Genomic DNA, 26,116 nt, shown 5'->3' on the forward strand with positions numbered 1-26,116 from the left:
AATGCTCCAGTTCCGTAGTTTAACGCATGTCGCGCACCGATTAAAACGGTTCAACGCGCTCCAAGCATGCGACATTGTCGGAAACAGACGGACGGTATCAGCCGAAAGTAGGAACGAGCTGTTCGCAACGCGGCAATTTTTCGCCGATTCCATCTCCGCTCTTGCACCGCTGCAACACCTTTCGCGCGTTCGAAGGTGAATCGCCACGGCGCGTGCGTTCATCGCTTGAATTTCACATCACACCGGCTCAAGATCATTTTCGAAAGAAATACTCCGGCAAGCAAACCGGCTGAGGGGCGGGCCTTATGGACGAGCTGATCGGGCGGCTGGCGACAAACGCCAGCATAGATAGTGCTGTCGCTGAAAAGAGCGTCGGCATTATCCTGGGCTTCCTCCGCAACGAGGGTCCTTCCGATAGCGTGCAGGCCCTGATCGACCAGATCCCTGGAGCGGAAGCCGCGATCGAGGCATCCAGGAGCGGCGGCGGACTGTCGCGGCTGATGGGCGGCGGCTTGATGGCGGTCGGCACGCGCCTGATGGGCCTGGGGCTCGGCATGTCCGAAATTCAAAACGTCGCCCGTGAACTTTTCCGCTTCGGCCGAGACAAAATCGGAGCAGATCAGATGGGCAAGATCGTTGCGGGGACGCCAGGCCTCAGCCAGTTCGCCTGAAGCTTTGGCAATTCATATCGAGTATCATGACATATCCGATCTCCGAGATTGAGGGCCTGTCGGTCTTTGCCGCCAACAAGTTGAAGGCGCAAGGTATCCGCACCACCGACGGGCTGCTCGAGGCGGCCGGCACGGTGAAGGGCCGCAAAGCGCTTTCCGCCAAGACCGGCATCAGCGAGCAGCTGCTGCTGGAATGGGCCAACGTCTCCGACTACATGCGTATCCCCGGCATGGGCCGGGCCAAGGTCGGCCTGGTCCGCGCCGCCGGCGTCACCACCGTGCGCGAGCTCGCCTATCGGAATCCGGCAAGGCTCGCCCAGAGCATGCGCGACGCCAACGAGAAGAAGAAGCTGCTGCGCATCCTGCCTTCGGAGAAGTCGGTCGGCGACATCATCGCCAAGGCGAAGAAGCTGCCGCCGAAGATCACGTATTAGGGGTCTTTCGAGAACGGATTCCCGCGCCACCTTTTCGGTGTCGTCCCGGCGAACGCCGGGACCCATACCGCGGAATCTATCGGTCACAGACGGTGGCAGTACCGGACTACGAGTCTTCGCCAAACTTTACCCTGGGGGTATGGGTCCCGGCGTTCGCCGGGACGACAGCTGGGGTGATGCGCGAGAGTGCCACAATATCGATGCCGCCCGCCGACACCGCCATCCCGCCTTGACTCCCCCTCGCCGACCGCGCAAAGCCACCCACATGAATGCCTCGCCCTCCCCATCCGTCCCGCCGGCCGGCTCGGCCGGGCCAGATGCGCTGCGGAAACTGCTGGAACGACCGATCCCGGCGGTGATGGGCGTGCTCAACATCACCCCGGATTCCTTCTCCGACGGCGGCGAGTTCATCGGGCCCGAGCAGGCGCTCGCGCGGGCGCGGGCGATGATCGCGGATGGCGTCGACATCATCGATATCGGCGCCGAGTCCACCCGGCCCTACAAGGGTGCGAAGGCCGTCACGGCGGAAAGCGAGCTGGCCCGGCTCAAGCCGGTGCTGGCGGGCGTCGTGGCCCTCGGCGTGCCCGTGTCGATCGACAGCATGAAGGCGGAGGTGGTGGCCTATGCGCTCGACCAGGGCGCGGCGATCGCCAATGACGTCTGGGGTCTGCAACGCGACGCCGCGATGGCGCCGCTGGTGGCCGCAAGAGGCGTTCCCGTCATCGTCATGCACAACCGCGACGACGCCGATCCCGCCATCGACATCATCACGGACATGAAGACGTTCTTCCTGCGCTCGCTGGACATCGCCGCAAAGGCCGGCATCGCGCGCGAAAAAATCGTGCTCGATCCCGGCATCGGCTTCGGCAAGACCGCCGAGCAGAGCATGACCGCGCTGGCACGCTTGCGCGAATTCGAGATGTTCGGCCTGCCGATCCTCGTCGGTGCCTCGCGCAAACGCTTCATCGCCTCGGTGTCGCCGTCGGAGCCGAAGGAGCGGCTCGCCGGCTCGATCGCCGCGCATCTGATCGCCGCGCAACGCGGCGCGAAGATCATCCGGACTCATGACGTCGCCGAGACCCTGCAGGCGCTGCGGGTAGCGAACGCAATCGAGGGCAAGCAATGACCGATACGATCTTCGTCACCGGCCTGTCGATCCACGCCCGCCACGGCGTGATGGATCACGAGACCGAAGTCGGCCAGCGCTTCGTCATCGATCTCGAACTCTATACCGACCTGTCGGAGCCCTCGCGCAGCGACCGGCTCGCCGACACGGTGTCCTACGCCGACGTCGTGGCGACGACGACGGCGGCGTTCAAGAATACCAATTACAAGCTCCTGGAGCGCGCGGCCGGCGCGGTGGCCGACGCCATCCTGTCGCACTTCCCGCGCATCCGCGCCGTGAAGATCACCGTGCACAAGCCGCATGCGCCGATCGCCGCGATCTTCGACGACGTCGGCATCATGCTGACGCGCTCGCGGCACCCCTGATGGCAAGCGTGCTGATCGCACTCGGCGGCAATGTCGGCGATGTCCGCGCGACATTCGCCAAGGCGATCGCCCATATCTGCGGCATGGCGCAAGCTGCGCTAATCGCGCGATCCTCGGATTATGCGACGCCGCCGTGGGGCGACGAGGAGCAGGCTCCCTTCATCAATGCCTGCATCGAGATCGAGACCGGCCTCGATCCGCACGCTCTGCTGTTCGTGCTGCAGAAGGTCGAGCAGAAATTCGGCCGCACGCGGGACAAGGAGCGGCGCTGGGGCCCGCGCACGGTCGATCTCGACATGATCGCCTATGACGATGTCAGCTTGCAGAAGCCGGATCTGACCCTGCCGCATCCGCGCCTGTTCGAGCGCGCTTTCGTGCTGGTACCGCTGGCCGAAATCGCGCCGGACCGCGTGATCTCGGGCATTCCAGTGCGTGACGGGCTCGCCAGCGTCTCGACGCAAGGCATTGAGCGGCTTCCGGATACCGGTTAACCAAAAACAACCGTTTGCAGGGGCGGCCCGCCGTGGCAATTTCGCCTGCGAATAACGATACGTTTGGGAGCCCTTGGCCGCATGACCTCCGTGACCGACGACCTGCCGCTGGCGGCCGATTTTCCCAAGGCGAGCGTCGAGGACTGGCGCAAGCTGGTCGACGGCGTGCTGAAGGGCGCGCCGTTCGAGAAGCTGGTCGGCAAGACCTACGACGGAATCAAGATCGAACCGCTCTATCCGCGCGCCAAGGGCGTTGCGCCCGTGATGGGACGGCCGGCGGCGGCGCCCTGGCAAATCGTGCAGCGGATCGACCATCCCGATGCGGCGCTCGCGAATGCGCAGGCTTTGCAGGACCTGGAGAACGGCGCGACGGGGCTCGCGCTGGTGTTCGCCGGCGCCAATGGTGCTCGCGGTTTCGGTCTGGAACCGTCGGCCGAGGCCGTAGCAAAGGTGTTGAAGGACATCCATCTCGATGCCGGCATCGGCCTCGATCTCGAGATCGGTCCGCAATCGCGGATGGCCGCGATCCACGTCGCGGAATATGTGAAGAGCAATGGCCTCGATCCCGCCGCCTGCAACATTCGCTTCGGCCTCGATCCGCTCGCGGCCGGCGCGGTGTGGGGCCACAGCCCCTATACCTGGGAGGAGATCGCTCCCGCCGTCACCGGCGCGATCAAGGGCCTCGCCGGGCTCGGCTTCAAGGGACCGTTCGCGTCCGCCGACGGACGCGTGATCCACGATGCCGGCGGCTCCGAGGTGCAGGAGCTCGCCTTCGTGCTCGCCTGCGGCGTCGCTTATCTCCGCGCGATCGAAGGCGCCGGCATTCCGCTGGACGCCGCGCAAGGCATGGTCTATGCGCGGCTTGCCGCGGATGCCGACCAGTTTTTGACCATGGCCAAATTCCGCGCGCTGCGGCTGTTGTGGGCGCGTATCGAAACAGCGTGCGGGCTGACGCCCAAGCCATTGTTCATCGCCGCCGATACGGCCTGGCGCATGCTGACGCAGCGCGATCCCTATGTGAACATGCTGCGGGCGACCATCGCGACATTCGCGGCAGGGCTTGCCGGTGCCAACGCGATCACCGTGCTGCCGCACACGCTGGCGCTCGGCCTGCCCGACCCGTTCGCACGCCGCGTGGCGCGCAACACGCAAGCCCTGCTGCTGGAAGAGAGCAACCTCGCCAAGGTCTCTGATCCCGCCGCCGGCGCAGGCGGCATCGAGACGCTGAGCGCGCAGCTTTGCGAGGCGGCCTGGGCGCTGTTCCAGGAGAGCGAGACAGCCGGCGGCGCCTTCGCCGCGCTTCAGCAAGGCGTATTCCAGAGCAAGGTCGCGGCCGCGCGAAAAGCGCGTGACGCTAACATCGCAAAGCGCCGCGACGTGCTGACCGGCGCCAGCGAGTTTCCGAACCTGCACGAGAGCGAAGCCACGGTGCTGAAGGCAACGCCGGTTGCGCTCGCGCCTTACGGGGAACAGAAATACAAGTTCGATGCGCTGCCGCCGATCCGGCTGGCGGAACCGTTCGAGGCGCTGCGCGACAAGTCGGATGCAGCACTCAAGTCGCGTGGTGCGCGGCCAAAAGTGTTCCTGGCCAATCTCGGCACGGCCGCCGATTTCACGGCGCGCGCGACTTTCGCCAAGAGCTTCTTCGAGGCCGGCGGCATCCAGGCTGTCGACAGCGAGGGCTTTGCCGATCCGGCCAAGCTCGCCGCCGCCTTCAAGACTTCGGGCGCCGAGCTTGCCTGTCTTTGTTCCAGTGACAAGGTCTATGCGGAACACGCCGAAGCTGCAGCGAAGGCCCTGCAAACGGCCGGCGGGGGACATATCTATCTGGCAGGCCGCCCGAGCGAGACCGAGGCGGCGCTGCGGGCCGCCGGCGTCACGGGTTTTGTCTTCGCCGGAGGCGATGCGCTTGCGACATTGCAAGACGCCTATCGACGGATGGAGCAGAAATGACCGAACCAGGCAAACCAGTTCTCAGCGGCGGCTGCCAATGCGGGGCCGTGCGCTTTGGCGTCACGACGGCGCCAACCAGGATTTCGATCTGCCACTGCCGCATGTGCCAGAAGGCGGCCGGCGCGCCGTTCGCTTCCTTTGCCGACATCAACAAGACGGACTTTGCCTGGACCAAGGGGCAGCCGTCGTTCTTCCGCTCCTCGTCGATCGCCGAACGCGGCTTTTGCGCCGGCTGCGGCACGCCGCTTAGCTTCGGCCGCATCGGCAGCGACCGGATCGAGATCATGACCGGCGCCTTCGACCGTCCTGACCAGATCATTCCGACGCGACAGTTCGGCACCGAATCCCGTCTCGGCTGGGTGGTCGGCATCGCCAATTTGCCGAGCCAGACCACGCAACAGAATTACGGACCGGAGAAGATGGCGACCATCGTCAGCCATCAGCATCCGGATCACGATTGAGCGCCTAGGATATGGTTGAAACATGAGCCGCATTCCCAATTTCGCTGATGTCGCCTTCGAGCGCGCCACGACCGCCGCGCCGTCAGGCAGCGCCGAACCGTGGCTGACGCCCGAGGGCATCTTAGTGAAGCCCGCTTATGGCGAGGCCGATCTCGCCGGGCTCGATTTCCTCGAGACCTATCCGGGCATCGCGCCGTTCCTGCGCGGGCCCTACCCGACCATGTATGTCAACCAGCCCTGGACGGTCCGGCAGTATGCCGGCTTCTCCACGGCGGAGGATTCCAACGCGTTCTACCGCCGCAACCTGGCGGCCGGACAGAAGGGCCTCTCGGTGGCCTTCGATCTCGCCACCCATCGCGGCTATGACAGCGACCATCCGCGCGTCGGCGGCGATGTCGGCATGGCCGGCGTCGCCATCGATTCCATCTACGACATGCGCACGCTGTTCGCGGGGATTCCGCTCGACCGGATGAGCGTGTCCATGACCATGAACGGCGCGGTGCTGCCGATCCTCGCGCTCTACGTCGCGGCCGCCGAGGAACAGGGCGTGCCGCCGGAAAAGCTCTCAGGCACCATTCAGAACGACATTCTGAAAGAGTTCATGGTGCGCAACACCTACATCTACCCGCCCGCGCCCTCGATGCGGATCATCTCGGACATCTTCGCCTACACCTCGCAGAAGATGCCGAAATACAATTCGATCTCGATCTCCGGCTATCACATGCAGGAGGCCGGCGCGACGCAGGACCTCGAGCTCGCCTATACGCTCGCCGACGGCGTCGAATATCTGCGCGCCGGCCTTGCCGCGGGCCTGGATGTCGACCGCTTCGCGCCGCGGCTGTCGTTCTTCTGGGCGATCGGCATGAACTTCTTCATGGAAGTCGCCAAGCTGCGCGCCGCGCGCCTGCTCTGGGCAAAGCTTCTGAAGCCGTTCAACCCGAAGGACCCGCGCTCACTGTCGCTGCGCACGCATTCCCAGACCTCGGGCTGGTCGCTGACAGCGCAGGACGTCTTCAACAACGTGATGCGCACGACGGTGGAGGCGATGGCGGCGACACAAGGCCACACCCAGTCGCTGCACACCAACGCGCTCGACGAAGCGCTGGCGCTGCCGACCGATTTCTCGGCGCGCATCGCCCGCAACACCCAGCTGTTCCTGCAGCAGGAGAGCGGCACCACCCGCATCATCGACCCCTGGGGCGGCTCCTATTATGTCGAGCGTCTCACGCGCGACCTCGCGGCGAAAGCGTGGGGCCACATCCAGGAGGTCGAGGAACTCGGCGGCATGGCGAAGGCGATCGAGGCCGGCCTGCCGAAGCTGCGCATCGAGGAAGCCTCGGCCAAGACGCAGGCCCGGATCGACGCCGGCAAGCAGGCGGTGATCGGCGTCAACAAGTACAAGCCCACCGACGAGGACAAAATCGAAATTCTGAAGGTCGACAACACCAATGTTCGTCGGCTGCAGATCGACAAGCTGACGCGGCTGAAGTCCGAGCGCAACCAGAACGACGTCGATGCCGCCCTCGCTGCGATCACGCGCTCGGCCGGCGAAGGCAACGGCAATCTGCTGGCGCTCGCGATCGACGCGGCGCGAGCGAAAGCAACCGTCGGCGAGATTTCGGACGCGATGGAGAAGGTGTTCGGCCGGCACCGCGCCGAGATCAAATCCATCACCGGCGTCTACAAGCGGGAGGCGTCCAGCATGGGCAATCAGGTCGAGAAGGTTCAGGCGCTGATCGATGCCTTCGAGGAAGCCGAGGGTCGCCGTCCGCGCATCCTCGTCGCCAAGATCGGCCAGGACGGCCACGACCGCGGCCAGAAGGTGATCGCGTCGGCATTCGCAGACATCGGCTTCGACGTCGACATCGGGCCGCTGTTTGCGACCGCCGACGAGGCCGCGCGACAGGCCGTCGAGAACGACGTGCACATCCTTGGCGTCTCCTCGCTCGCCGCGGCCCATCTCACCGCCGTGCCGGAGCTGAAGGCCGCGCTGAAGAAGCAGGGCCGCGACGACATCATGATCATCGTCGGCGGCGTGGTGCCGCCGCAGGACTACGACGCGCTCTATGCCGCCGGCGCCGAAGCGATCTTCCCGCCGGGCACCGTGATTGCGGACGCCGCCGAGGAGCTGATCCGCAAGCTGAATGCGCGGCTCGGGCATAGCGAGGCGGCGGAATAGCTTCGCCGTCTACTTCCCGACAAGAAGGAATTTGCGTGATGTTTTTCGCGCCCACGTTCATGCGCGCGCTCGCTGCTGCCGCAGTTTGCAGCGCATTGTTCGGTCCCGCCCACGCCGCCGACCCCAAGCCAGACGCCGTCATCAAGACCAAGAGCATCGAGGCCCGCGTGTTCCTCGACGACAAGATCAAGGCGGATGCGGCGCTGGCGGCGGATTGCCTGGCCGAGGGCAAGAAATGGCTCGACAAGAACGCCGCCGAAGCGGCCGCCTCGCGCAAAGCCGATCCGCAGTTCTTCAAGGACGGCGGCTGGGATTTCGAGCGCAAATATGAGATCCGCTCGGTCGTCGCCGACCGCTATGTCAGCGTCCTCCGCAACGACTACATGAACACCCGCGGCGCCCATCCCAATTCGGACGTGAACACGATCCTGTGGGACAAGGCCGACAACAAGCGCATCTCGATCCGCCCGCTCTTCACCGAGACCGCCGATAACGGGGCGACGATGAAGGCGATGGTGAAGGCCATCATCGCCTCGCTCCGCACCGAGAAGAAAAAGCGCGATGCCGGCGAGACCGCGACTGACGAATGGTTCAAGGGCGTCGCGCCGAGCCTGCTCAAGGTCGGTGCGGTGACGCTCGCGCCCTCGACCGAGGCGGGCAAGAGCTCCGGGCTGACCTTCCACTATCCGCCCTACGCCGTCGGCCCCTACGTCGAGGGCGAGTATGTCGCCTTCGTACCGTGGGAAACGCTGAAGCCTTATTGGACCGCGGAAGGCGCGCGCATCTTCGGCGGCGCGCGGCCGAAGGGTGACGCCGAGGAGCCGTGAGCGGTCGCTAACTGGCCCGCGCCAGCGTCCGCGCAAGTGAGTCCGTCCAATCGGGAATCCAGGAGGCGAATAGCGCCTGCCAGCGATCGGCATCCGCCGGCTCGGTATCAAGGGAGACCGACCATTCGATGAGGGTACGATCGCCCTCGACGATCGGGCGCAGATGCATGGTGCCTTGATAGCGCGTCGGCGCCGGCGTCTGGCTTCCGTCATCTTGCGGATACGGCAGCGCTTCGAGACCGGCATAGGTCAGGGTATGCTGCCGGTCCGAGTGATCGACCAGGCGCTGGCGGATCCAGTTTCCGAGATAGCAGAAGCGTCTGACGGCGCCGACTTCATCGCCGCGCTTGTCGTCTTCGATCTCGCTCTCGCTCACGCCGTCGATGTAAGCGGGATAGTTGTTGAAGTCGCGGATCAGCGACCAGACTTCGTTCAGCGGGCGGTCCAGCACGGCGCTGTAATAGGCTTGGGTCATCGGTAGCTTGCCTTTGGATTTCGTTACGCGCAGAGGTTGGCGAATTGCGCGGGCGAAACCCACCCGATTTCCGACTGCCCATCCGATGGGCATGCTGTTTTCACACAACATGGCGATCTCGTTGGTAGCGCTACCTTGCGGGGGCGCTGCAAAGCCGACTAGAATGGCGCATTGAGAAGAGCACCCGACGTCACGGGCGCCGCTGGGAGGATTCAATGTCCAAGATTTCGCGCCGCACCTTTGCGGCTTCGACCGCCGCAGTTGCGGCATCCGCCGCTTTCGGCTTCAAGCCAGCGCTTGCGCAAGCCTATCCGGCCCGGCCGGTCACCGTGATCGTGCCATGGGGCGCGGGCGGCGGAACCGATGCGACCGCGCGCATTGTCGCAGCGCTGCTGGAAAAGGACCTCGGCCAGCCCTTCAACGTGGTCAACCGCACCGGCGGCTCCGGCGTGGTCGGCCATAGCGCGATCGCGACCGCACAGCCCGACGGCTACACCATCGGCATGCTCACCGTCGAAATCTCGATGATGCACTGGCAGGGCCTCACCGAGCTGACGCCGAAGAGTTACACGCCGCTGGCGCTGATGAACGAGGACCCCCCGGGCATCCAGGTCTCCTCCTCGTCGCCCTACAAGACGGTCAAGGAGCTCGCCGAGGCGATCAAGGCGGCGCCTCCCGGCAAGTTCAAGGCCTCCGGCACCGGCCAGGGCGGCATCTGGCATCTGGCGCTGGTCGGCTGGATGCAGGCGATGGGCCTGCCCGCCAACCAGGTCGCCTGGGTGCCCTCGAACGGCGCGGCGCCTGCAATGCAGGATCTCGCCGCCGGCGGCCTCGACCTCACCACCTGCTCGGTACCGGAAGCGCGCGCCATCATCGAGGCCGGCAAGGCCAGGAGCCTCGCCATCATGGCCCCCGCGCGCAACCCGATCTTCAAGGACGTGCCGACGCTGAAGGAAGCGATGGGCATCGACTATGCGACCGGCGCCTGGCGCGGCATCGGCGCCCCGAAGAACCTGCCGCCGGAGATCGCAACCAAGCTCACCGCGGCGCTGAAGAAGGTCTACGAGTCCGCCGAGTTCAAGGACTTCATGAGCAATCGCGGCTTCGGCACCGTGTGGGGCGATGCCGGCCAGTTCGCAGGCTTCATGGACAAGGGCGACGCCCAGATGGGCGAAGCGATGAAGGCGGCCGGCTTGAGCAAGGCGTGATGTTCACAGCTCACGCGTGAGATGACTTTGATTGATGGTCACGGCACTTCTTCAACCTCTCCCCGCTTGCGGGGAGAGGTCGGATCGCATCGCGGATGCGATCCGGTGAGGGGGAGTCTCCGCAAATCCAATTCTCACCTCCCCCGCGGAGAGCCCCCCACACCCCAGCCCTCTCCCCGCAAGCGGGGCGAGGGAGAACATCGTACGTAGGACTTCTCCCATGCGTCTTCCCGACTCCGTTACGGGATCGTTTCTCGTCGTGCTTGGTGCTGCGGCTGCCTATGGCGGCTGGATCTTGCCGCCGGTGCCGGGCCAGCCGGTCGGCCCCAACGTGTTTCCGCTCGTGATCGGCAGCGGCCTTGCGCTGTGCGGGCTCGCGATCGTGTTCGGGATCGGCCATTCCTTCGAGGAGGAGGAAGAGCTGATCCCGCTGGAGGACGGCCAGGCCGCCGCTCCACCGCCGCAGGGCAAGCTCTACGGCCTGCGCGCCTTGCTGCCGCCGGCTCTGCTGCTGTTCTACGTCGTCGCCGCCGACCGGCTCGGCTTCATCATCACTGCGGCGATCATGGTCTATGTGACGTCCACCGCGCTCGGTGCGAAGTGGAAGCTGGCGCTGCCGCTTGCCGCGCTGTCGCCGTTCGCCATCCACCTCATCTTCGGCAAGCTGCTGCGCGTGCCGCTGCCTGCCGGCCTGCTGCCGACGCCCTGGTAATCCCCCATGCTCAAGACCCTGATTGAGGCATTCGCGCTGATCTCCACCTGGGAGGTCATCATCGCGATGTTCGCAGCCTCCGTGTACGGCCTCGTGATCGGCTCGCTGCCCGGCCTGTCGGCGACGATGGCGACCGCCCTGCTCGTCCCCGTCACCTTCTACCTCTCGCCGATCGCGGCGATCGCAACCATCGTCGCGGCGTCCTCGATGGCGATCTTCTCCGGCGACATTCCGGGCGCATTGCTGCGCATTCCCGGTACGCCCGCCTCGGCCGCCTATGCCGACGAGGCCTATGCCATGACGCGCAAGGGCCAGGCCGAGCTCGCACTCGGAGCCGGCGTCTGGTTCTCCGCCGTCGGCGGCATCGCCGGCGTGCTGTCGCTGATGATCCTGGCGCCGCCGCTCGCCGAGATCGCGTTGTCGTTCTCGACCTTCGAGTATTTCTGGCTGGCTCTGCTCGGCCTGATGTGCGCCACCTTGGTGGCGCGCTCCTCCCCGGTGAAGGCGATCGCCGGCATGTTCCTCGGCCTGCTGGTGTCCTGCATCGGCATCGAGAATCCCGGCGGCGTGCCACGCTTCACCTTTGGCCTCACCGATCTCTTCGGCGGCATCGAGCCGATCCCGGCGCTGGTCGGCGTGTTCGCGGTGGCGCAGGTGATGCGCGCGATGCTGACGCCCGAGCCGCCGCCGCTGCCGCGGCGAAAATTCGGAAGCATCATGGCGGGACAGTGGAGGCTGACCAAGCTGTATCACTGGCAGATGACGCGCGGGAACATCGTCGGCATCATCATCGGCGTGCTGCCCGGCGCCGGTGCCGACATGGCCGCCTGGGTCTCCTACGCGATGTCGAAGCGCTTCTCCAAGGAGCCGGAAAAATTCGGCACCGGCCATGTCGAGGGCCTGGTCGAGGCCGGCGCCAGCAACAATGCCAGCATCGCTTCGGGCTGGGTGCCCTCGCTGCTGTTCGGCATCCCCGGCGACACCATCGCCGCGATCGCGATCGGCGTGCTCTACATGAAGGGCCTCAATCCGGGCCCGACGCTGTTCACCGAGAAGGCGTCGAGCATGTACGCGATCTACCTGATGTTCATCATCGCGAACATCATGATGATCCCGCTCGGCATCGCCATGATCCGGGTCGCGGCCTACATCCTGCTGGCGCCGCGCTCCGCGATCATGCCGGTCATCATGCTGTGCTGCGCGGTCGGCTCGTTCGCGATCGGCAACAACATGTTCGGCGTCGTCACCGTCGCCGCCTTCGGCGTGATCGGCTACGTGATGGAGGCGAACGGCTATCCCGTCGCCGCCATGGTGCTCGGCATCGTCATGGGGACCATGGTCGAACAGGCCTTCGTCACCTCGCTGATCAAGTCCGACGGCAGTATCCTGCCGTTCTTCGAGCGCCCGGTCGCGGCGATCCTCGCCGCGATGGCGATCGGCGCCCTGCTGTGGCCGGTGATGGTGTGGGTCTGGCGCAAGATGAAACCGGTGCAGACGGCGGTGGCGACAAGCAGGTGATTCCGGGCGAGCGGCCCTCGCCTGCCCCGCCTCGGCGTTGTAAAGCAGGGCATGACTGAGAAGAAGGCCTCGCTGGACATCAAATCCCTCGCCCGCGACTTGCGCGCCGGCAGCCGCGCGGCGCTGGCGCGGGCCATCACGCTGGTGGAGAGCCGGCGCGGCGACCACCAGGCGCTGGCGCGCGAGCTGGTGCAGATGCTGCTGCCCGACACCGGCAAAGCGTTCCGCGTCGGCATCACGGGGTCGCCCGGCGTCGGCAAGTCCACCACCATCGATGTGCTCGGGACCTATCTGATCGAGCAGGGCCACAAGGTCGCGGTGCTCGCGGTCGACCCGTCCTCGGCACGCAGCGGCGGCTCGATCCTCGGCGACAAGACGCGAATGGCGCGGCTATCAGCATCCGACGATGCCTTCATCCGCCCCTCGCCGTCCTCGGGCACGCTCGGCGGCGTCGCGGCAAAAACGCGCGAGGCGATGCTGCTCTGCGAGGCGGCGGGCTTCGACGTCGTGCTGGTCGAGACCGTCGGGATCGGCCAGTCCGAGACCGCGGTCTGCGACATGACGGATTTCTTCCTCGCACTGATGCTGCCGGGAGGCGGCGACGAACTGCAAGGCATCAAGAAGGGCCTGGTCGAGCTCGCCGACATGATCGCGATCAACAAGGCCGACGGCGACAATCTCAAGCGCGCCAAGATCACCGCCGCCGATTATCGCGGCGCGCTGCATATTTTGGCGCCGCGGTCCGAACATTGGCACCCACCCGTCGTCACCTATTCGGCGCTGGCCGGCACCGGCATCACCGAGCTCTGGCAGAAGGTTCTGGACCATCGCAAGGCGATGAACGCGTCCGGCGATTTCGCCGCGCGGCGGCGTCAGCAGCAGGTGAAATGGATGTGGTCGATGCTGGAGCAACGGATGCTGGCGCGGCTGCGCAGCGAGGCCCCGGTTCGCAGCAAGGTCCGGAAGATCGAAACCGAGGTCGCCGACGGCCATCTCACGCCGGCCCTCGCCGCCGAGCAGATCCTGGAGTTGCTGCAATGAGCGAAAAGCTCCGCATTCTCCTCACCGGTTTCGGCCCGTTTCCCGGCGCGCCCTTTAACCCGACCCGGCCGCTGGTCGCGCGGCTCGCGCAACTGCGCCGTCCGGCCCTCGATGATGTCGCGCTCTCCAGCCACATCTTCCCGGTCACCTATGCCGCAGTCGACCGGCAATTGCCGGAGGTGCTCGCGAAGGTGAAGCCGGATGCGCTGTTGATGTTCGGCCTCGCCGCGCGCACGCCTTACCTGCGCATCGAGACCCGCGCCCGCAACGCCGTCACCATGCTCTGGCCCGATGCCGCCAACACCCGATCGAGCAAGCGCGGCATCGCCGGCGATGCCGACGCGATGAATTTCGGTCCGCACACGGCAAGGCTGCTGCGCGCCGCGCGCCTCACCGGCATCGATGCGCGCGCCTCGCGCGATGCCGGCGCCTATCTCTGCAACTATCTGAGCTGGCGCGCGATCGAGAATGTGAAGGCGGGCGGGCCGCAGCTTGCGGCGTTCATCCACATTCCCCTGCTCGCGCGCGGCGGTGCAGTGCGGCGCAAGGGCGCGCCGCGGATCACGCTGGACGAGCTGGTGGATGCGGGGGAAGCGATGCTGATGGAGATGGTGGCGTTGGCACGGAAGGGGCGGAACGCACAGGTTTCGTAGGGTGGGCAAAGGCGCGTAGCGCGGTGCCCACCATCTCGTTCCAATTGCCGTCAAGTCGTGGGCACGCTTGCGCTTTGCCCACGCTGCGGCACCGTCTCTGCGTAAACATTTAACCCTACCGCGAACAATCCTCACGACCCCGGTCGCGCTGCGCTACCTAGTCGGCGCGGATGCCCTCCCGCGTCCGCCGGAGGACGCGTCATGGACCTCAATCGCCGCCATCTCATCGGAGCTTCGACCGCAGGCATCGCGGGCGCCCTCGCCATGCCGGCCGACGCCGCGCGCGCGGCGCCGCTGACATCCCTGCTGGGCCGCGATGCCACGCAATACGGCGTGCGGCCCGGCAGCAGCGAGGATCAGACCCGCGCGCTGCAACGCGCGATCGATGAGGCTGCACGCGCACAGCTGCCGCTCGCGCTGCCGCCCGGCGTCTATCGCAGCGGGCTGTTGCGGCTGCCCAACGGCGCGCAATTGATCGGTGTGCGCGGGGCAACGAAACTCGTCTTCACCGGCGGGGCTTCGGCGATCCAGAGCGACGGTTCGGACTCCCTTGGCCTCACCGGCATCACTTTCGACGGCGGCAACATCCCGCTGCCGGCGCGGCGCGGGCTGATCCATGTCCTCGGCGGGCGCGATACGCGCATCACTGATTGCGAGATCACGAATTCAGGCGGCAGCGGCATCTGGCTCGAGCAGGTGTCCGGCGACATCTCCGGTAACATCTTCACTGACATCGCGGTGACCGCGGTGGTCTCGTTCGACGCCAGGGGCCTCAGCGTCTCCCGCAATACGATCATCGGCACCAACGACAACGGCATCGAGATCCTGCGCACGGCGATCGGCGACGACGGCACGCTGGTTGCCGACAACCGCATCGAGAACATCAAGGCCGGCCCCGGCGGCTCCGGCCAGTACGGAAACGCCATCAATGCCTTCCGCGCCGGCAACGTGATCGTGCGCGGCAACCGCATCAGGAAATGCGATTACTCCGCCGTGCGCGGCAACTCCGCCTCCAACATCCACATATCAGGCAACAGCGTCAGCGACGTGCGCGAGGTCGCGCTCTATTCGGAGTTTGCGTTCGAGGCCGCGGTGATCGCCAACAACACGGTCGACGGCGCGGCTGTCGGCGTCTCCGTCTGCAATTTCAACGAAGGCGGCCGCATCGCGGTGGTCCAGGGCAACATCATCCGCAACCTGATCCCGAAGCGCCCGATCGGCACCGCGCCCGACGACGACGCCGGCGTCGGCATCTACATCGAGGCGGATACCTCGGTGACCGGGAATTTGATCGAGAACGCGCCGTCCTACGGCATCGTCGCCGGCTGGGGCAAATATCTGCGCGACGTCGCGATCACGGGCAACGTGATCCGCAAGGCCCTCGTCGGCGTCGGCGTCTCCGTCGTGCCGGGCGCCGGCATGGCGCTGGTCAACAACAACATGATCTCCGAGACCCCGCGCGGCGCCGTGGTCGGCCTCGATCACGCGCGGGCCGTAACCTCGGATCTGTCAGCCGACGGCGCGCAACGATTTGCGCAGGTGGTGCTCGGCGGCAATGCAGTGCGAAGGTAGGCATCGGCCTGCAGCTGGGCCGTTCATCCTTCGAGGCTCCCCACGCGGCGCGTTGCGCCACGTGTCTCGCACCTCAGGATGACGGAGCAAGAGAGCCGGCTGCCTCTCCTCCATCCCCACCTTAACGGCTAGAACGCGTTCCTGAGCAGCGGGTACTTGGCTTCAAGGCCGTCGAGGCTGAACGTGAATTCGACGACGCGCTCGGGGGCTGCGACGATTTCGGCGGCCGGCGGGGCGAACTGCGGCAGGAGCGATGCCATCGCGGCAGGCGCGGCCTTCGGCGGCTTCGCGGCAGACACAGCCAGCGGCGGCCTCACTTCAGGCGCAGCGCGCGGCGCCATTGCGGCAGGCGCGGCGAGCGGTGACCTCACGGCAGGTGCGGTCAGCGGCGCCCTCGCAGCCGGAGCCTTGAGCGGCGGCATCTCGGCAGGCGCGATGAACGACGCCATCGCAGCGGAGGCTGCGGGCGCGGCGAGTGGCGCGATCGGGGCTTCGGTGATCTCGGCGAGAACGTCCGGCTTCGGGTCGAGCCTGACCGGCACGGCGGTCTCGGGGGCGATGTGGACGGCCTTTGGGTGCAGGGTCTTGGGCTGCAAGATCTGCGCCTGCTGCTCGCGCGGAAACACACGGGGCATGGTCGCCGGCGACCAACCGAATGCCGGCGTCACGCTTGCAGCGGCCTCGGCGACGTCAGCACCGGTCGCAAGCGCGCGCCAGGTCTGGACCGCGCGCTTGGCTTCCTGGATATTTTCGAGGAATGCGATCTCTGAGTGATAACGGCGCCAGCGGCCGGTCTCGAACATTTCGGAGAGATGTTGCAGCCGCTGCTCGGCGAGAGCGCACCAGCGCGCCGCGACGTCGCGGCCAGCAACCACGGCACGCGCAGACGCGCAATCAGACTCTTGGCGATGTGTCATGAACCAGCCCGTCAGGGGAAAACACGGACGCGGGGGACGCAACGCACACGAATCAATTTAGACGCGACATGAATATTTTGTGGAAAAGTTTTGACTTGTCCAGCAACGACACGCCAGTCGTCGTCAATCACCGTAGTCGTGCGGAGATTTGCTGTGTTTTCGAGTCAAGCCTCGCACAAGCATAGCGGAGGTGCGACGCGCTGAGCGAACAGCCGACTCGAACACAGGGGCGTCCGATCAACCGCAAGCTGAACGAACGCGAGGCTTCGAAGAATCGGATGCCCAAAAGAAAAGACCCGTCCGGGGGGACAACCGGACGGGTCAAGCCATATGGGCGCTTGGGGTGGATGGGCGCTCGCGCCTGATATGACTGATGGGGAGGGATGACCGCTCCCACATAATTTGGTCGTGGCAGCTGGCTGAACGTTCAATGCGGGGTTCGCTTTTTTGAGCTTGGACGTGCGCGCATCTTTGTCGCAGCCGCTATCGCGTCGCCGGCCTATCCGCCTGAGAAATCGTGGATTTATCGTCCGCACTCGACAGCGAGGGTTGTTCGATCGCGCGGGTGCCAGGCTCATCGCGACGCTTCCCGGCATCTTCACGTTTTGTTGTACCGGACGCAGCCGCAACCGGCGTCGCGCTGTCGGCGGGAACAGCCATGACCGCGGCAAACGCATCGGTCTGGCCGTCGCCGAAAAGCTCGTCACGCCCGGGGGAGCCGAGGTCGCGCGCGGTCTTCGCCAGCGTCATGCGCAGCGCCTCCGGCTTCAAGGTGTAATTGCGCTCGAGCAGCAACGCCGCGACGCCGGAGACATAGGCAGCCGAGAACGAGGTTCCCGACGTCATCTGGTACTTGCCGTCCGGCGCCGGCAGGAAGATGTCGACCCCGGGCGCCGAGACGGCGATGTAATTGCCGCGGTTGGATGCCGTAAACAGCCTGTCCTGCTGATCGGTCGCGCTGACCGCGATCACGTTGGGATTGGCGGCCGGATAGAGCGGCGGCGATTTTGCCCCGGCATTGCCGGCGGCGGCGATCAGCACGAGGCCGCGCGCGGCGGTCGCCGCGATGGCGCGCTCGATCACCGCGTCCTTCGGACCGGCAAAGCTCATATTGACGATCTGCGCGCCGTGCTCGGCGGCGTAATTCAGCGACCGCAGGATGATGTAGGACGAACTCTCGGCGCCGCCATTGCTGCCACCGAAGGCACGGATCGCGATGATGCGCGCCTGGGGGGCGCTGCCCATCAGCCGGTCATGCGCCACGATGGCGCCGGCGATGCCGGTGCCGTGGACGTGCGGCCCCTCCGCGCTGCCGAGCGCATCGAAATTGTCGGCGACGGAATTGGCCAGCTCTGGATGCTTGGTGTCGATGCCGGAGTCGATCACGGCGACCGTGACGTTGGCGCCGTGCGCCAGCGTATGCGCCTGCGGCAGGCGGAGCTTTGTCAGTGCATATTGCGCAGGATCGCCTTCGCTGGGCGGCGTCGATTTCTGGTCCTGCAGCACATAGCGGAAGTTCGGCTGGAGCGAGCGCACGCTGCCGTCGGCCGCGAATTCGCGCCGCACCGCCTCGTACGGCCGGCCATCTGTGACACGAAACAGACCGAACGTAGCCCCGATCAGCGGGAAGCTCTCCGACGAGATCCGCGTCAAGCCGTGCCGGCGGGCCAACGCGTCAGCATCATCGGGCGACAATGTGCCGTCGATCTCGGCCACGAATTCGTTGGCGAAGCTGCGAAGATTGGCGGCGGCCGGCGTGGCGTTGCCGCGGCCCTTGCCGGCGCTCTTCTTGGCGGGTTTGCCCGAGCCACCGCCGCCGGCATTCGGCTGCGCCAGGCATTCGCCGTCGGCATCGCGATAGGGCGCGGTGCAGGCCGGATACAGGTTCGGCGAGTAGCGCGCATAGGGCAGCACCGTCGTCGTCGGCCGCAGGCGCGACGTCGTGGTGTGGGGAATGGTCGCCATCGTCCGCGGGCCGCGGTCGACGGACACGGCCCTGGCCGAGATGGTCGGAGCGATGCGCGGGGCGATGCTCGGAGAGATGGTCGGCGTTCGCGTAGGCACGCTGATCGTCGGCGTGCGCATGATCGCCTGCGCCTGCGCAACCTCGACGCCGAGACAGGCGGCGATCAAAAGCGCCGCGCCGACCGATGAAGCGTAGGCCCCGGCGCGCACCCTGCTCTCGGACTTGCCTGTCATCGGATCAGCGGCGCGCTTAAGGCGCCGCGACGGCGAGGTTGACGAACTTCTCGCGCTGCATCTTGCCGAGCAGCGAGGCGAGTTCGTCCTGGCTCATCGCCTTGTCGAACTGGAGGCGGAACATGCCGCCCTTGGCATCGCCGATGATCGAGGCCTGGTAGCTGTCGAGCAGCGCGGTGATGTCGGCGACGCGGGCCTCGGGCGTGAAGCGCACCAGCGCGCGCGCCGGCGGAACAGTCGTACCGAGTTCGCGTGTGATCGGACCGCTGGTCGAGAGCGAAGCGGTCTGGAAGGTCGCGGGCTGGTTCTTCATCAGCACGGCGCCGATGATTCCGGCTTGCAGCATCAGCGCGATGGCGCCGAGGCTCGCCGACCACGCCAGCGTGCGCGGCGACAGGCTCGCGAAGAAGGTCGAGATGCGCGCCGACAGCGGCAGCGAGCCGCTTGCCCGCGCCGGCTCGGCGTCGATCGAGGCGAACAGCTTCTGCAGCGCGCGCGCCGACGGAGCCCCCAAGCTCTCGTTCAGATGAATGGTCTCTTCGTACTCGCCGCGGATTGCCGCATATTGCCTGGCAAGCCCGGGATCGCGCGCCAGCGCTTCCTCGACCCGCCGCGCATCGCGTGCGTTCAGCGTGCCGGCCGCGTGCCACGGCAGCAGCAGTTCAATTTCACTGGGCTCTTGCTCCAGCATCTTCTTGCTCAAAGCCATCATGGCCAGCCTCGCTCAACGCCGGCTGCCTTCAGCAGTTCGGCCAGTTTCTTGCGCGCATAGAACAAGCGCGTCTTCACAGTGTTCTCCGGTATTCCGACGATTTCGGCCACCTCTTCCACGGACTTCTCGTGGTAGTAGACGAGATCGACGATTTCCCGATGGTCCGGCGAGAGGCCCGTCAGACACTCCCGCAACGCTTCACTGGTATCCTTTTTCTGCACCACCGTTTCCGGATTGTCGGACGTATCCTCGATCGCGTTGGCGGCGTCTTCGTCCAGCTCGAAATCCTTCCTGCGCCGGAGCGCAGACAGGGCCTTGAAACGGGTGATTGCCAGCAGCCAGGTAGAAACGGCGGATCGGCCCTCGAACTTGCCGGCTTGACGCCAGACGTCGAGAAACACCTCGCTGATGAGGTCTTCCGCCGCCTGCTCGTCCCGCACGAGCCTCAGCCCGAACCTGTAGACCCTGACATGGTGCCGCCCGTACAGCACCTGCATGGCGAGCCGGTCACCTTGGGCGATCCTGGCGATCAGGACCTCGTCCGAAGCCGCCTGTGTCACGCTCAATGCCCGTCTCGCAAAGTTGGTCGGGTCGGCGCGGCGGACGGTTCGACCGGGGGTGCAAAATTGTTCAGCGTACCGCAGTCATACGGTGGCCTATGTGACCTACCCCACATACGCGTATTTTTCTTGTCCCAGCCGCGGCCATCGGCCGCCTTCATCCAGATCGGTAACATAATACTGCGATACTTCCCTGCGGAATGCCTGTCCGGCACAGGCGGCCCGGCCTCGTCCGGTTCCATAGCAGCCCTGCACGACATATGTCTCGCCAAGCCCGGCTTAGGCTCGATCGCATCGCAAACGGATACCTGATCGCCGGCAAAATTTCTCCCGCCAGCCGACCGCCTTGTTCCGCGCTGCACGGTTCGGATTCGGTTTCCAAGGATACCAAACCTAAAGGCTTGCCACGTAGATTTTTACGCTGACATCACCATTGGCGGGACCATGAGCACGGCCGCGACGTCCTTTCCCGAGAGGAATGCCGCTGAGGTCGCGGATCTCGTGCTCACGCCCGAGGCGGCGGCTTCCGAAGTGCTGGCGCGCCGGGCCCGGCAGCGCCGCCAGATGTATATCGGCCAGGTGGCGAGCTATTCGCTGGGCGCCTCGGTCCTGCTGCTCTACGCCTATGGCGGCGCCGTCTCCATGGCCGTTCCATCGCTGTTCTGGCTCGGCGGCCTCCTGATCATCGGTACGTTTACCGTGCTCTCGGAAGCCGGCTTCGGCGACCGGTTCGAGGATCATTACCTCACCGTCTTCCAGATCTCGGCGCATATGGCGTTGCAGCTGCTGTTCCTGCTCGCAGTGCCGACGGTCGGGGTCGCGTTCATCGCCGTGCTGTTTCTGATCTTCGCGTTTGGCACGCTGCGGATGACCTCGAGCCAGGCGATGGTGACCTGGGGCCTTGCCACCTGCGGGCTCGCCCTGGTCTTCCTGGGCTCGGACCTGCCGATCGGACTGCCGGTTGCAACCCGCCTGGAGCGAACCGCCTCGATGCTCTGCTTCGTGCTGGTGATCGGCCAGTGCGCCTTCCTCGGCCTGTTCGGCGCCACCCTGCGCAAGATCCTGTACCGGCGCAGCATCGAGCTGAAGGCCGCCTATCAGCGCATCGAGGAGCTGGCCGAGCTCGACGAGCTCACCGGCTCCTACAACCGCCGCTGCATCATGCGCCTGCTCGACGCCGAGATCGAAAAGTCGCGGCAGACATCGATGCCCTGCGCGATCGCACTGATCGATCTCGACTGGTTCAAGCGCATCAACGACGCCCACGGCCATCCCGTCGGCGACGAGGTGCTGCGCACCTTCGCGATCACCATGTTCGCCAACATCCGCCCGGCCGACTGCTTCGGCCGCTACGGCGGCGAGGAATTCCTCCTGCTGCTGCCGGACACGTCGGACGACGCCGCACAGCGCATGCTCGAGCGCTTGCGCGGTATCATCGCCGATCTCGACTGGAGCGCATTCTCCCTGAATATGCGGGTGACCATTTCCGCGGGCGTGGTGACGCTGCGCGACGTCGATACTGCCGACACGTTTCTCGCGCGCGCCGATCGCGCGCTCTATTCCGCCAAGGCGCAAGGGCGCAACCGCATTGCAACGAGCTGACCAATCCATTTTTTCCCGCTGCGACAGAACCCGCCGCCGGACCGAGCGCTCCAGGACAGGGCCATGAGATCCAGATCCGCAAAAACATCCGAGAATCTGCTCGAGGAACTGCAGGCTGCGCTCTCGCACGGCACGGTCGCGCGCCGGGTCGAGACGCTGCGCCGCGTCACCGATCTGTTCGTGGGCAATTCGGTGGACTATTCCGATGACCACATCCGCGTGTTCGACGACGTGTTCCAGTGCCTGATTGAGCAGATCGAGACGTCGGCCAAGGCGCTGCTCGCCGACCGCCTCGCACCGATCGCGGCCGCGCCACCGAAAATCATGCGCACGCTCGCGCTCGACGAAGTCATCGAGGTCTCCGGCCCCGTGCTGTCGAAATCGGAACGGCTGGACGAGACGACCCTGATCGAGATCGCGCGCACGAGGGGCCAAGCCCATCTCAAGGCGATCTCGCTGCGGCGGGTGCTGTCGGAAGCGCTGACCGACGTGCTGGTGACGCGCGGCAACGAGGACGTGGTGCAGTCGACCGTCGGCAATCCGGGCGCACGGCTCTCCGAGGGAAGCCTCACCGATCTCGTCACCCGCGCCGAACGCGACGACGACCTCGCCACCTGCATCGGTCAGCGGCCGGACCTGCCGCGCCATCACTATTTGAAGCTGGTTGCGAAGGCGTCCTTGAGCGTGCGCAGGAAGCTCGAGGCCGCGCATCCGGAGCTCGTGGACGAGGTGTCGAGCGTGGTGCAGGAAGTGGCCCAGAGGGTCCGCGCTGCCACCATGACGAAGCAGACCGAGATGGCGCGCGCGCTGGTGAAGTCACTGCACGAGGACGGCCGCCTCAACGAATTCCAGGTCACCAGTTTCGCCGAGCAGGGCAAGTTCGACGAAACCAATGCGGGGCTCGCGGCGCTCGCCGGCGTCGCGGTCGAGACCGCCGAGACCATGATGATCGAAAGCCGCACCGAGGGCGTGATGATCCTCGCCAAGGTCGCCGGCATGTCCTGGCCGAGCGTGCGCGCCATCATCGCGATGCGCGAGAAGCTCTCCGGCGGCTCGCAGACCGACATGCTGACGCTGCGCGACGTTTACGAGGCGCTGCGCTCATCGACCGCGCAGCAGGTGCTGCGCTTCCACCGCATGCAGCTGGGCACGACGCCGGCGGCGTGAGGCCCGGCGCGTCAGTATCTCAGGACCCTCGCCCCGACCGCCGCGCCGATCGCCGTCACCAGCGCGGTCGCGAGCGTGTACCAGGTCGCGACGAACAGGGGCGAATCGTCGGTGCAGTGCGAGGCATAGAGCGTCGCGGCAAGGCCGGCCGACACCAGTCCGGCGAGCGCGCCGGCAAGCGCCGGCCGCGACGGCGCGCCATGGCGCAGGCCGAACAGCGCCCCCGCAAGCAGCGGCAGCGACATCGCCGGAATTGCGACCAGGCACACCCTTGAGTTCTTACCCATCAAGCGCATCGTCGTCGGCATGGCCGGCGCCATCATCGCCTCACTGCCGATCGCGACCGCGAGCAGCCCGACAGGAAGCAGCAGCAGCCAGCCCCAGCCACGCAGCAGGGCCTCGGGACGCGACAGATGCAGGCTGACGATGATGGCGGGAATCGCGAGCGACAGCGTCACCGCGAATTTCATGTCGAAGAACGGGTTGCGCATCGCGCTCATCACGTCGTGACGCACGCCGAGGAACGTCGCGAAGATCAGGATCGACAAGGGCGCGGCCACCAGGAGCGCCATGGTCAGCACCGCGCCGACGCGCGGCGCGCGATGCGCATTGTCGGCTGCGAGCGAACGGATGAGTTGATCGGTGTCCATGACTACTGGTCCCGCAGTTTAGTCGTCAGCGCCGCAAGTCCGCGATGCAGCGCGACGCGCACCGCGCCCTCGCTCATCGAAAACTTCGCCGCCGTATCCTTGATCGAGGCGCTCTCGACCGCGATCGACTGCAGCACGTCGCGCTGGCGCTGCGGCAGGGTGTTGAGCTGGGCTGCGACCTCGCCCGCGGAGGCGGTTTCCTCGGGCGCCTCGCCCGGAAGGGTTTCGGCGAAATCGTCGATATTGACGAAGACGCGCCTGCCGCGCCGGCGCAGCGAGTCGATCAGCTTGTTGCGGCCGATGGCAAACAGCCAGGGCGCGAAGGGGGCTTCGCTGTCCCAGGTGTGCCGCTTCAGATGCACCGCCAACAGAATCTCCTGCACGATATCCTCAGCCTGGTCGGGAGGCTGGCCTGCCCGTGCCAGGCCTCGCCTCGCTGCAGCGCGCAGCACCGGCGTGACCGCCCTCAACAGGCGATGATAGGCCGCATCATCGCCAGCCATGGCCGACCGCATCAGGCCGGTCCATTCGTCCTCACGTCCGCGCACGCGCGCCCCTCACCAATGCAATTCGGCCGTCCGTTCAATTTGTTACGCGGGCCCGGCGCGATCACGAATTCGTGATATGCTCCGGACCGCGCGACCGGTCCGGCCGTAAACGTCTGCGACGGCTCATAACACCGATCGGCCCGTCCCGCACCCGGCGGCTGGCTTCAGGGGGGCCGGTCTGCCCCGGTTTTGCCCGTTGTGGCCCGAAGATTCCCATTTTCTGCCCCGCTGTCGTCACGCCCCGGGGTCTCTGTTCGTTTCCGGGACGGGCGGAATTGGGGAGATCATCACCATGATGAAAGCCAGCGGGCGCGCGGCCCTGATTGTTCTTGCCGGCCTTTTGTTGCTGTTCGGAGGCCTTGCACAGGCGGCCCCAAACTCGGCCACAAGCAATTCGGACAGCGCGGGCAAGCAGGCCGACGCGGCCAAGCCGAGCAAGCACCGGCGCCATGAGTCACGCCGCACCACCACCAGCGGCAAGACAGCACAGAAATCCGACGACAAGGCCGACAAGAACGCCGCTCCGGCCAAGGCCGACAACAAGGCCGACGAAACGAAGGCCGACAGCACGGCCGACAATAACGTCCCGGCCTCGACCCAGATGCCGCCGGCGGTCGCCAACGCCAATGCGCAGCTCGCCACCACCGACACCCCGACTGCGGCAGCGGCCTCGGCAATGACAGACCGCGCCAACACCAATGTCCAGGCAGCGGCCGATAATACCAACGCTGCGAACGCCGAGAGCCAGGTGGTCGCCCCCGATCAGCTCAACGACATCGACCGCGCCGCGCAACAGGACAACCCGCCGGCGCAGAAGGCGGTGATTGCCGCAACCGAGGCCCAGCCCCGGCCGGCACCGGTGATGGCAAGCACCCAGCAGAGCTCTGCCTGGGACCAGAGCTCCCTGATCGGCAAGATCTTCATCGGCGTCGGCACGCTGCTGACGCTGGCGTCCGCCGCCCGCATGTTCATGGCGTGATTGCGGGCCCGATCCTGGCCCGAGAGACCTCCCCGGAACGCGCATCTTGCTGCGTGTTCCGGCCGCCGTTAGCCCCTTGAAGCTCACCGCGCCAGCGGGCACATTGCCCGCCCAATCAAAAGCGTGGGTGGAGCATGAGCACGTTCGAACACATCATCGTCGAAAGCAAAGGCGCGGTCGGCATCATCAAGCTGAACCGGCCGAAGTTGCTCAACGCGCTCTCCTTCGGCGTCTTACGCGAGATCGCAGCTGCCGTCGACGATCTCGAGGCCGATGACGCCATCGGCTGCATCGTCGTGACCGGCAGCGAGAAGGCCTTTGCCGCCGGCGCCGACATCAAGGAGATGCAGCCGAAGGGCTTCATCGACATGTTCTCCGAGGATTTCGCCGCGATCGGCGGCGACCGTATCGCGCGTTGCCGCAAGCCGACGGTTGCCGCGGTTGCCGGCTATGCGCTCGGCGGCGGCTGCGAGCTCGCCATGATGTGCGATTTCATCATCGCCGCCGACACCGCAAAGTTCGGCCAGCCCGAGATCACGCTCGGCACCATTCCCGGCATCGGCGGTACCCAGCGCCTGACACGCGCGATCGGCAAGTCCAAGGCGATGGACCTGTGCCTCACCGGCCGCATGATGGATGCGGCGGAAGCCGAGAGAAGCGGCCTCGTCAGCCGCATCGTGCCTGCCGACAAGCTGATGGACGAAGTGATGGCGGCGGCCGAGAAGATCGCCGCGATGTCGCGCCCTGCGGCCGCGATGGCCAAGGAAGCGGTGAACCGCGCCTTCGAGACCACGCTCGCCGAGGGCATGAGCGTCGAGCGCAACCTGTTCCACTCGACCTTCGCGCTGGAGGACCGCTCCGAGGGCATGGCGGCGTTCATCGAGAAGCGCAAGCCGGTGAACAAGAATCGGTAACGTCAGGGAACGGGTCAGGCTGGTGTAAGGCTCGGCCGCGTTCCCTCAGAACTCCTGTGACGCACCTGCAACAAGCACGGATTTCATGGGGGTTTCCCCCGCGGCAGTTTGCCTGCGGGACCTCGGCTGGTTAAACAGTTAAGAGGCCACCGTCGGCGGGGGCGGACAGCCGGGGTAAGCGG

At 66.0% G+C, this 26,116-nt stretch carries 26 protein-coding genes; 19 read left to right on the forward strand and 7 right to left on the reverse strand.

The window, feature by feature from the left end:
- Positions 1-305 precede the first annotated feature (305 nt).
- The 9 genes from GDN70_RS26950 (at position 306) to GDN70_RS26990 (ending at position 8,507) form a co-directional block, all read left to right on the forward strand.
- The gene (locus GDN70_RS26950; protein ID WP_018315753.1) at positions 306-671 is read left to right on the forward strand and encodes a hypothetical protein; all 366 of its coding nucleotides are present in this window, start codon (positions 306-308) and stop codon (positions 669-671) included.
- A 26-nt stretch (positions 672-697) separates the two neighbouring features.
- Complete coding sequence (locus tag GDN70_RS26955) at positions 698-1,105, forward strand: DUF4332 domain-containing protein (RefSeq protein ID WP_028142940.1); 408 nt, start codon at positions 698-700, stop codon at positions 1,103-1,105.
- Positions 1,106-1,370: 265 nt separating this feature from the next.
- Positions 1,371-2,231, forward strand: a complete 861-nt coding sequence (gene folP, locus GDN70_RS26960; RefSeq protein WP_028142939.1) for a dihydropteroate synthase — start codon at positions 1,371-1,373, stop codon at positions 2,229-2,231.
- Positions 2,228-2,596, forward strand: coding sequence for a dihydroneopterin aldolase (gene folB, locus GDN70_RS26965; RefSeq protein ID WP_027533885.1), 369 nt, complete (start codon positions 2,228-2,230; stop codon positions 2,594-2,596). The genes folP and folB overlap by 4 nt, the downstream gene beginning before the upstream one ends.
- On the forward strand, positions 2,596-3,087 hold the full coding sequence (folK, locus tag GDN70_RS26970; RefSeq protein WP_028142938.1) for a 2-amino-4-hydroxy-6-hydroxymethyldihydropteridine diphosphokinase: 492 nt from the start codon (positions 2,596-2,598) through the stop codon (positions 3,085-3,087). Before folB ends, folK begins: the two co-directional genes overlap by 1 nt.
- An 81-nt stretch (positions 3,088-3,168) precedes the next feature.
- Entirely contained in the window at positions 3,169-5,040 is a 1,872-nt protein-coding gene (locus tag GDN70_RS26975) for a methylmalonyl-CoA mutase family protein (RefSeq protein ID WP_038971533.1), read from the forward strand.
- On the forward strand, positions 5,037-5,501 hold the full coding sequence (locus tag GDN70_RS26980; RefSeq protein WP_152103272.1) for a GFA family protein: 465 nt from the start codon (positions 5,037-5,039) through the stop codon (positions 5,499-5,501). The genes GDN70_RS26975 and GDN70_RS26980 overlap by 4 nt, the downstream gene beginning before the upstream one ends.
- A gap of 22 nt (positions 5,502-5,523) precedes the next feature.
- A complete protein-coding gene (gene scpA, locus GDN70_RS26985; RefSeq protein ID WP_038947823.1) occupies positions 5,524-7,680 on the forward strand; it encodes a methylmalonyl-CoA mutase in 2,157 nt (718 codons plus the stop codon).
- A gap of 38 nt (positions 7,681-7,718) precedes the next feature.
- Positions 7,719-8,507 carry an RsiV family protein gene (locus GDN70_RS26990; RefSeq protein WP_173015877.1) on the forward strand — a complete coding sequence of 263 codons (789 nt, stop codon included), beginning with the start codon at positions 7,719-7,721 and terminating at the stop codon, positions 8,505-8,507.
- 7 nt (positions 8,508-8,514) lie between these two features.
- Here the strand turns inward: GDN70_RS26990 and GDN70_RS26995 are convergent, their stop codons facing one another.
- Positions 8,515-8,982, reverse strand: a complete 468-nt coding sequence (locus GDN70_RS26995; RefSeq protein ID WP_152103273.1) for an SRPBCC family protein — start codon at positions 8,980-8,982, stop codon at positions 8,515-8,517.
- Positions 8,983-9,197: 215 nt separating this feature from the next.
- On the opposite strand from GDN70_RS26995, the gene GDN70_RS27000 reads away from it, so the two are divergent.
- The 6 genes from GDN70_RS27000 to GDN70_RS27025 all read left to right on the forward strand — a co-directional run bounded on the left by GDN70_RS27000 (position 9,198) and on the right by GDN70_RS27025 (position 15,686).
- Complete coding sequence (locus GDN70_RS27000; RefSeq protein WP_152103274.1) at positions 9,198-10,190, forward strand: tripartite tricarboxylate transporter substrate binding protein; 993 nt, start codon at positions 9,198-9,200, stop codon at positions 10,188-10,190.
- A 220-nt stretch (positions 10,191-10,410) separates the two neighbouring features.
- The gene (locus GDN70_RS27005; protein WP_152103275.1) at positions 10,411-10,902 is read left to right on the forward strand and encodes a tripartite tricarboxylate transporter TctB family protein; all 492 of its coding nucleotides are present in this window, start codon (positions 10,411-10,413) and stop codon (positions 10,900-10,902) included.
- Positions 10,903-10,908: 6 nt separating this feature from the next.
- Positions 10,909-12,420, forward strand: a complete 1,512-nt coding sequence (locus tag GDN70_RS27010; RefSeq protein WP_028143175.1) for a tripartite tricarboxylate transporter permease — start codon at positions 10,909-10,911, stop codon at positions 12,418-12,420.
- Between the two features lie 51 nt (positions 12,421-12,471).
- Positions 12,472-13,461: a methylmalonyl Co-A mutase-associated GTPase MeaB gene (gene meaB, locus GDN70_RS27015; RefSeq protein ID WP_095424613.1), complete on the forward strand. Its 990-nt coding sequence runs from the start codon at positions 12,472-12,474 to the stop codon at positions 13,459-13,461.
- The gene (locus tag GDN70_RS27020) at positions 13,458-14,114 is read left to right on the forward strand and encodes a pyroglutamyl-peptidase I (RefSeq protein WP_152103276.1); all 657 of its coding nucleotides are present in this window, start codon (positions 13,458-13,460) and stop codon (positions 14,112-14,114) included. The genes meaB and GDN70_RS27020 overlap by 4 nt, the downstream gene beginning before the upstream one ends.
- Before the next feature lie 201 nt (positions 14,115-14,315).
- Positions 14,316-15,686, forward strand: a complete 1,371-nt coding sequence (locus GDN70_RS27025) for a TIGR03808 family TAT-translocated repetitive protein (RefSeq protein ID WP_038971538.1) — start codon at positions 14,316-14,318, stop codon at positions 15,684-15,686.
- 128 nt (positions 15,687-15,814) lie between these two features.
- Here GDN70_RS27025 and GDN70_RS27030 read toward each other — a convergent pair whose 3' ends face one another.
- The 4 genes from GDN70_RS27030 to GDN70_RS27045 form a co-directional block, all read right to left on the reverse strand.
- A complete protein-coding gene (locus GDN70_RS27030) occupies positions 15,815-16,561 on the reverse strand; it encodes a TIGR03809 family protein (protein ID WP_028143179.1) in 747 nt (248 codons plus the stop codon).
- 525 nt (positions 16,562-17,086) lie between these two features.
- Entirely contained in the window at positions 17,087-18,802 is a 1,716-nt protein-coding gene (locus tag GDN70_RS27035; RefSeq protein WP_028143180.1) for a S8 family serine peptidase, read from the reverse strand.
- 16 nt (positions 18,803-18,818) lie between these two features.
- The gene (locus GDN70_RS27040; protein ID WP_028143181.1) at positions 18,819-19,514 is read right to left on the reverse strand and encodes a hypothetical protein; all 696 of its coding nucleotides are present in this window, start codon (positions 19,512-19,514) and stop codon (positions 18,819-18,821) included.
- Positions 19,511-20,080, reverse strand: coding sequence for a sigma-70 family RNA polymerase sigma factor (locus tag GDN70_RS27045; protein WP_018315733.1), 570 nt, complete (start codon positions 20,078-20,080; stop codon positions 19,511-19,513). The genes GDN70_RS27040 and GDN70_RS27045 overlap by 4 nt, the downstream gene beginning before the upstream one ends.
- Before the next feature lie 438 nt (positions 20,081-20,518).
- On the opposite strand from GDN70_RS27045, the gene GDN70_RS27050 reads away from it, so the two are divergent.
- Positions 20,519-21,676 (forward strand): GGDEF domain-containing protein, encoded by a 1,158-nt coding sequence (locus GDN70_RS27050; RefSeq protein ID WP_028143182.1) that lies wholly within the window; start codon positions 20,519-20,521, stop codon positions 21,674-21,676.
- A 63-nt stretch (positions 21,677-21,739) separates the two neighbouring features.
- Complete coding sequence (locus tag GDN70_RS27055; RefSeq protein WP_038947809.1) at positions 21,740-22,843, forward strand: DUF2336 domain-containing protein; 1,104 nt, start codon at positions 21,740-21,742, stop codon at positions 22,841-22,843.
- An 11-nt stretch (positions 22,844-22,854) separates the two neighbouring features.
- Here the strand turns inward: GDN70_RS27055 and GDN70_RS27060 are convergent, their stop codons facing one another.
- Both GDN70_RS27060 and GDN70_RS27065 read right to left on the reverse strand, forming a co-directional pair.
- Positions 22,855-23,493 carry an NrsF family protein gene (locus GDN70_RS27060; RefSeq protein ID WP_028143184.1) on the reverse strand — a complete coding sequence of 213 codons (639 nt, stop codon included), beginning with the start codon at positions 23,491-23,493 and terminating at the stop codon, positions 22,855-22,857.
- 2 nt (positions 23,494-23,495) lie between these two features.
- Entirely contained in the window at positions 23,496-24,041 is a 546-nt protein-coding gene (locus GDN70_RS27065; protein WP_028143185.1) for a sigma-70 family RNA polymerase sigma factor, read from the reverse strand.
- A gap of 292 nt (positions 24,042-24,333) precedes the next feature.
- Here GDN70_RS27065 and GDN70_RS27070 point away from each other — a divergent pair, with 292 nt between their 5' ends.
- Positions 24,334-25,020, forward strand: a complete 687-nt coding sequence (locus GDN70_RS27070; protein ID WP_038971539.1) for a hypothetical protein — start codon at positions 24,334-24,336, stop codon at positions 25,018-25,020.
- Between the two features lie 134 nt (positions 25,021-25,154).
- Complete coding sequence (locus GDN70_RS27075) at positions 25,155-25,934, forward strand: enoyl-CoA hydratase (RefSeq protein ID WP_152103277.1); 780 nt, start codon at positions 25,155-25,157, stop codon at positions 25,932-25,934.
- Positions 25,935-26,116 lie beyond the last annotated feature (182 nt).

Source organism: Bradyrhizobium sp. TM102, from assembly GCF_009176685.1.
Lineage (GTDB): Bacteria > Pseudomonadota > Alphaproteobacteria > Rhizobiales > Xanthobacteraceae > Bradyrhizobium > Bradyrhizobium ottawaense.